Genomic DNA, 6,442 nt, shown 5'->3' on the forward strand with positions numbered 1-6,442 from the left:
CTATCATCGGCTGGAAAAGCGCGACAACCTCTACGATATCGATGACACCATCTTTAAGTTTTCGTTGAATCTGGCCCACGAAGGGGTGGAGGCCCTGATGGATCGTCTACACAAAGAACTGGGCGCGATTGAAAACATCATGCATCCGGTCTCCAGCGGCGTTGGTTTTGTCGATCTGATCATTCCTGGCTGCCACAAAGCACACGGCATCGCGCTGCTGCAGGAAAAATGGGGCATCGACGATTGCGAAGTGCTGGCCATTGGCGACAGCGCTAACGATCTCGAAATGCTGCGTCAGGCGTGCTACAGCTTTGCGATGGCCAATGCCGCCGCGCCCGTGGCCGCTGTTGCGCGTTATAAAACCGACAGCAACAACGACGAAGGTGCGCTTAACGTGATAGCACGCTTGCTGGCACGCGAAGAGCCGTTTGGCTAATCCCTCGCGGCAGAGTTTATCGAGCCAGAGCTAAACTTTAAGCTGGGCGATCGATTCTGCCGCTACCTTTATCACCTCAGGCCTCACGTCTCGCTAACCTTTTTTCCATCCTCTTAATCAGCGGTGGCAAGAGTAATGCGCTGCCGGCAACCAGCACCCAGAATATGATGGGTAGTGGGGCTGCTATCTCAAAAGTCATGGCCGAAACAAAAAAGGCGAGGGTGGTACTCAATGACATCAGCGCCGTTTGCAGGGACAGGAAACCAGCCCGACTGGCCTGATTTGGAAATCTCGTCGTCACACACGACACCACCACCAATCGTCCGTAAGCCCCGCTCAGAAACAGCCCCATGAATAATGCGCCGGCATGCAAACCTGTCACGGGAAGCAGCATGCTGACTAGTAATATCAGCGTTGAGACAACGGCTAAGGTGTAGCTGGAGCAGTGAGCCAATAGTTTTCCGGTAAGCTTTGTCGCCATCAACCCAGCGATGCCACCGATGAAGAACAGCATGGGCAGCGAGGCGCTCACAGCCTGCATGTGTTGGGTCAATAAAGGCACTAAAGCAGGCATGATGAGCATAGGAGTGAATTGCGCGATGGCGTTCCCGCTGGCGAAAAACAACCATTCTGGCGTCATTGTTATCGATGATTTAGGGGCGATTTTGCGCGGGGCATCAGGAATAAACCCGGCGATAAGAAGCAAACCTATCAGACACAGCAAACCAATGAGTCTCGTTGCGCTGTACCAGCCGAAATGTGTGCTCAAAAACAGCATGGTCGGCATCCCTGCAATGCTGACCACAGAGAAAGCGGCAATGACGGTGGCAATCATCCGTGCTCGTAAGGCCGCTGGCGCGAGGCTGATTAATAAACTCATCCCTACACCCATGGTTGTTCCTCCCACTAAGCCCGCCATAAATCGTAGAACCAGCAGCAGGGTATAATCGCTCGTGAAGGTGACCAGCACCGTCAGAGCGCCTAAAAGTGCCATATTCCACAGTAAAAACCGTTTGGCGTTAACGCGGTCAATCCATTTCCAAATACATAACCCGGATAGCACTGAACCCAGGGTGTAAGTCCCCGTGACATAACCTGCATAAGTGACAGGCACTGAAAATTGAGACGCCATGTAGGCAAACAGCGGATTAAACATCATGTATTCGAGGGCATTCGTGAATTGAACAAAAGCGATAATCACAGCGATGCGGATCACAGCGAATGAACCTAATTGCGGGGTGAGGACAGGCATAGTTTGCTCCATTAAGTGACAGGAGGCCTAGTCTATTGCCCGTGCATCATTATGATTAGAGCGATAAAGTGAGACGATTAATTATCAAAAATGGGATAAACGATGCGCAGTAGAATCGATTTAAATGTATTGCGTGTATTCGTCACCGTTGCAGAGAAGGGCAGTTTTATCGGCGGCTCGCGTGCCTTGAATATGCCTGCATCGAATGTGAGTCGCCAGATTTCGCAGCTGGAAGAACGATTAGGGATGCGACTCATACAGCGAAGTACGCGTCAAATGAAGCTTACTGAAGCAGGGCAGATGTTTTTTGACAGCATGCGACCACTGCTGGACGCGGTGAATGAGACGGAAGCCAGATTAAGCCACGCACAAACTGAGCCGGAAGGGCTGCTACGCGTATGTTTACCGAATGGAGTAGGGCCGGTGATCTTCGGCAATCTTTTGGCTGACTTTGCCCTGCGATATCCCAGAATTGAACTCCATTGCACTACCAGTCTGCAGGGAGCAGAGTCACTGTGGGATGACTGCGATGTTGTCATTGATATCAGTCGCGGCACGCGTGCCAGCAGTGATGTCATAGCTCGACCGCTGGCTTCATTACCCTGCCACATTGTTGCGGCGCCGACTTTACTGCAAAAATACGCCAGACCAACGCAAACAGAACAATTGCTGGCTCTGCCCTGCATCACCACCGTAAGTGCACTTCAGGGGCAAGCGTGGCAATTTATAACCACTGGCAAAGGATTTCGACACATCAATGTGCTGAGTCCTTTCCGTGTCGACAGTGGTGAGATGGCGATGCAAGCTGCACTGAAAGGCATCGGGTTTGCCATCCTTTCAGCGCAGGCTTGTGAGCCTTATATTCGAAGTGGGCAGTTAGAAGTGATTGAGCTTGAACTCGTTCCCGCACCCCTTGAGATTGCGCTGCTCTATCAGGAACGGAGTTTTCTTCCCGCAAGAAGCCGCGCGTTTATTGATTTCCTGCAAGAGGCGGTGCGGAATCAACGCGAAAAATAGCCCGCCTCACGCATATCCTGCAGCAATCCTGGCCCGGTGGGCTGCCAGTTAAAGGTCTGGCGCGTCCATTCACTGGAAGCGGGGTTATCAATGGTAGCAAAGAACGCCATCCAGCCCAGCCACTCTTTCGCTTCTTCCATGCTCAGGCTTTTCACCGGCAGAGACAAACCTGCGCCAATGGTTTCGGCGATCTGACGGAATGGGATGCCTTCCTCCTGAATCGCATGCAAAATCGTCCCGGCTTCGGCGTGCTCGGCGGCGAGGCAGAATAACTCCGCCGCATCATCACGATGCACCGCAGGCCAGCGATTCGCACCATCCCCGACATACACCGCCGCGCCTTTCTCTTTCGCCATATTAATGATCATCGGCACAAAGCCGTGATCGCCCGCGCCGTGTACCGTGGGCGGAAGACGCACCAGCGAGACGCGCACCCCTTTATCCGCCAGCGCGAGTGCGGCGATGTTGGAGTCGGAACGAGGATGGCCGCCGGAAACCGGTTGAGTCTGCTCAACCGCGAGACGTCCTGGCGAGACCAATGCGGTACCGGTGGTCACCACTAGCGGACGGTTTGACCCGGCCAGCACTTCACCCATCGCCAGAATCGCCTGCTGATCGATAGCCGCTGCGTGATCCATGCGGCTGAAATCATGGATATAGCCGGCATGGATCACACCGTCACTCTGTTCAACGGCGCTACGCAGGCTGGCAATATCTTCTAAATCGCCGCGCATCACCTGGACTCCCTGCTGGTGCAGTTTCTCTGCTGACGCGTCACTGCGTGCCAGTCCAAGCACGTCCACGCCGCGTGCCTGCAGTTTTTTCACAATCGCCGAACCGATAAAGCCGCTTGCGCCGGTCACAAAAAGTCGCATATTCGTACTCCTATTTCTGGCTGTTGAAGCACTATGATAAAAGTCTGCGGCGCGGCGAAAAGTCGTGAGCTTATACAGGTATAGGCACTAACAGGATAACGCGATGACCCAACAAGACGACAATCTGCTCGGCAACTACCTGCGTGAACGACGTCAGCGACTGGATGCCGGCAAACTCGGCTATCCGTTGCTGCGGCGTCGTACGCCCGGATTGCGTCGGGAAGAAGTGGCGGTGCGCGCCTGCGTCAGCACCACCTGGTATACCTGGCTGGAGCAGGGCAGAGGCGGTGCGCCCTCCGAAGAGGTATTGGAACGGTTATCCAAAGCGTTGGAGCTAAGTGCCGCCGAGCGCGACCACCTGTTTCTGCTGGCGCAGAATCGTTTGCCGGGCGTCACCTGGCAGGCGGGCGTGGATGTTTCACCCTCGTTGCAACGCGTCCTGGATAGCATGACGCACACGCCCGCGCTGGTGAAAACCGCTGAATGGCAGGTGGTGGCGTGGAACCATGCGGCGACCAAAGTATTTGTGGATTACGCCCAACTGCCGCCGGAACAGCGCAATATTCTATTAATGATGTTCAGCAACGAAGAGATGAAAAAACGCCTGCCGGATTGGCATCAGGTCACGCGTAACATGGTGGCGAATTTCCGTGCCGACGTAGCACGTACCGGTGCCAGCGAGCATGTGCGCACGCTGGTGGAAGAACTCAGCGCGATGAGCGAAACCTTCCGTCAACTGTGGCAATCGCAGGAAGTGAGCCAGCATGGCGAAGGGATTAAGCAACTGTGGCTACCGGACGAAGGCGTGCTGGAGCTCGAATACAGCACCTTCGCCGTTGAGGGCAAGCCTGGCCTGAGCCTGGTGGTGTTTAATCCTCGCTTGCCGAGAGATCGTGAGACGGTGGCGCGTCTGATGGCACGTCCGTAGCCGCGCGCAGGTTGGCGTCCATTGCATCCAGCGCCGCCTGATTCTCCAGTCCCCACTGGTACATCTGTTCGATTGGGGCTGCAAAGGTCTGTCCCAGCGGCGTCAAACGGTAATCCACTTTAGGTGGAACCACGTCATACACATGGCGGGCAATCAATCCGCGCTGCTCCAGCTCTTTTAATGTTTGAAATAGCATCTTCTTCGAAATTCCCTGCAGGCTGCGCTGCAACTCGCCAGTGCGCGCACGCTGTCCCGGCCAGTGATAAAGCGCGTGCAGCACCATGCTGCTCCACTTCAGCGAGAACAGGTCCATCAAGCGACGCGGCGGTGAGTCCGCATAAAAAACCAGTTTACCGTCAACCCAGGCTGGCATCGGCGTCCCTCCTTATGGTCACCAAATGGTGACTACTATCATTTTTGCACCACGTTGACTATAGTCTGCCGCCTTCAACTCAATAACGCCAGCACCTTGCGGAGGCACCATGAAAATCAACGCATTAGTCGCACACGACGCGGCAAAACCTTTAGTATCCAGCCAGATCGCGCTGCGTCCACTGCAACCGCAGGACGTTAAAATCGATATCCTGTACTGCGGCGTGTGCCACTCCGATCTGCATATGGCGCGTAACGAATGGGCGGTCAGTCGTTATCCGCTGGTGCCTGGCCACGAAATCGTCGGTCGCGTGCGGGAAACCGGCGCAGCGGTCTCAAACTTCAAGGTCGGTGATGTGGTGGGTGTCGGCGTGATGGTCGATTCCTGCCGTGAATGCCATTTCTGCCAGCAGCAGGAAGAGCAGTACTGCGAAGCCGGATTTACCGCGACCTATAACGGTATCGACAAACACACTGGCGACAGCACCTGGGGCGGCTATGCACAGAATGTGGTGGTCGATCAGCATTTTGTGGTGTCAGTGCCGCAGAACCTGCCGCTGGCAGGCGTTGCGCCGTTGCTGTGTGCGGGCGTCACCGTGTGGTCACCGCTGCGTCACTTCAAGGTGCAGGCAGGCGACAAAGTCGGCGTAGTGGGTTTAGGCGGGCTTGGGCATATGGCGGTAAAACTGGCGAGTGCGATGGGCGCGGAAGTGACGCTGTTCACTACCTCTCCGGAAAAAGGTGCCGATGCGCGACGCCTGGGGGCCAGCCGCGTGGTGGTCTCACGTGATGCGGAACAGATGGCAGCGGCGCAAACCTCTCTCGACTTCATTATCGACTGCGTGTCCGCGCCTCACGATCTCGATCCCTACCTCGCGACGCTCAAAACCAATGGTCGTTTGGTGCTGGTAGGCATTCCGGAACAACCGCATCAGGCACCTGACGTCACGCCGATGGTCTTCCGTCGCCTGAGCATCAGCGGCTCATCCATCGGCAGTATCAAAGAGACGCAGGAGATGCTGGATTTCTGCGGCGAACACAACATCACGGCAGATATCGAATTGATTGCGGGTGAAGCAGTCGAAGATGCATTCGCGCGCATGCTGAAAGGTGATGTGAAATATCGCTTTGTGATTGATATGGCAGCGACCCGCTGGTGATAAAAGTTGGCGATTTCAGGCTGAAATCGCCAGCTCAAAATTACTCCAGTTTCGTCCCCACGCGCAGCGAGAAGTGCTGCACCAGCTGCGCCGCGCTAAGATTGTCGTGATGCGATAACCCCGCCGCGACAATTTCCAGCACATTTTCGCCACAGGCGATATACAGCGGATCGATGGAAATAATGCTGCCCGCTGCGTGCTGATGCGACTGGGTAATCACGCGGCTTTTCCACACGATAAAACGCTGCTCTCCCATCAGGCTATACGCACCAGGCCACGGATAAGCGACGCCGCGAATCAGAGCATGAATCTCATCGGCAGACTGATGCCAGTGAATCTGCCCATCCTCAGGCTTGCGTTGCCCCGGTTCGCTGGCGAGATTTTCATCCTGCACGCGTTCAA

Annotated in this window: 7 protein-coding genes and 1 pseudogene; 4 read left to right on the top strand and 4 right to left on the bottom strand. The window is 55.3% G+C overall.

Features of this window, described 5'->3' with window-relative positions; genetic code table 11:
• Positions 1 to 436 (top strand): HAD hydrolase family protein (locus FT726_RS25675; protein WP_346303680.1); only part of this gene is annotated, 436 nt, incomplete at its 5' end.
• Positions 437 to 512: 76 nt separating this feature from the next.
• Here FT726_RS25675 and FT726_RS25680 read toward each other — a convergent pair.
• Positions 513 to 1,688: an MFS transporter gene (locus FT726_RS25680; RefSeq protein WP_346303681.1), complete on the bottom strand. Its 1,176-nt coding sequence runs from the start codon at positions 1,686 to 1,688 to the stop codon at positions 513 to 515.
• A 102-nt stretch (positions 1,689 to 1,790) separates the two neighbouring features.
• On the opposite strand from FT726_RS25680, the gene FT726_RS25685 reads away from it, so the two are divergent.
• The gene (locus FT726_RS25685; RefSeq protein WP_346303682.1) at positions 1,791 to 2,705 is read left to right on the top strand and encodes a LysR family transcriptional regulator; all 915 of its coding nucleotides are present in this window, start codon (positions 1,791 to 1,793) and stop codon (positions 2,703 to 2,705) included.
• Here the strand turns inward: FT726_RS25685 and FT726_RS25690 are convergent.
• Complete coding sequence (locus FT726_RS25690) at positions 2,690 to 3,580, bottom strand: SDR family oxidoreductase (RefSeq protein WP_346303683.1); 891 nt, start codon at positions 3,578 to 3,580, stop codon at positions 2,690 to 2,692. The genes FT726_RS25685 and FT726_RS25690 overlap by 16 nt on opposite strands.
• A gap of 103 nt (positions 3,581 to 3,683) precedes the next feature.
• Here FT726_RS25690 and FT726_RS25695 point away from each other — a divergent pair, with 103 nt between their 5' ends.
• Positions 3,684 to 4,508, top strand: a complete 825-nt coding sequence (locus tag FT726_RS25695; protein WP_346303684.1) for a helix-turn-helix transcriptional regulator — start codon at positions 3,684 to 3,686, stop codon at positions 4,506 to 4,508.
• Here the strand turns inward: FT726_RS25695 and FT726_RS25700 are convergent.
• On the bottom strand, positions 4,450 to 4,881 hold the full coding sequence (locus FT726_RS25700; protein WP_346303685.1) for a helix-turn-helix domain-containing protein: 432 nt from the start codon (positions 4,879 to 4,881) through the stop codon (positions 4,450 to 4,452). The two genes, FT726_RS25695 and FT726_RS25700, sit on opposite strands and share 59 nt — an antisense overlap.
• A gap of 109 nt (positions 4,882 to 4,990) precedes the next feature.
• Here FT726_RS25700 and FT726_RS25705 point away from each other — a divergent pair, with 109 nt between their 5' ends.
• Entirely contained in the window at positions 4,991 to 6,040 is a 1,050-nt protein-coding gene (locus FT726_RS25705; protein WP_346303686.1) for an NAD(P)-dependent alcohol dehydrogenase, read from the top strand.
• Positions 6,041 to 6,080: 40 nt separating this feature from the next.
• On the opposite strand, the pseudogene FT726_RS25710 reads toward FT726_RS25705, so the two are convergent.
• Positions 6,081 to 6,442: pseudogene (locus tag FT726_RS25710) on the bottom strand (hypothetical protein); the annotation flags it as partial.

The organism is Pantoea sp. Morm, from assembly GCF_016643525.1.
Classification (GTDB): Bacteria; Pseudomonadota; Gammaproteobacteria; order Enterobacterales; family Enterobacteriaceae; genus Pantoea; species Pantoea dispersa.